1 protein-coding gene is annotated in these 203 nt (G+C 59.6%); it reads left to right on the plus strand.

All coding sequences use genetic code 11. The features are described 5' to 3' along the window. A partial coding sequence (locus G9F50_RS20420; protein WP_260399556.1) for a phosphopantetheine-binding protein occupies positions 1-203 on the plus strand: 203 nt, incomplete at both ends.

Genomic DNA, 203 nt, shown 5'->3' on the forward strand with positions numbered 1-203 from the left:
CTCGGCGGCGATTCGATCAAAGGCATCCAAATGGCGAGCCGTCTGAACCAGCACGGCTACAAGCTGGAGATGAAGGATCTCTTCCAGCATCCGACCATCGAAGAGCTCGTCTCCTACGTGGAGCGGACGGAAGGCAAGCAGGCCGACCAGGGACCTGTCGAAGGCGAAGCGGCCTTAACGCCGATCCAGCGCTGGTTCTTTGA

The sequence above is a fragment of the Bacillus sp. EKM206B genome (assembly GCF_011066015.1).
In the GTDB taxonomy this organism is placed as follows: Bacteria; Bacillota; Bacilli; order Bacillales; family Bacillaceae; genus Bacillus; species Bacillus velezensis.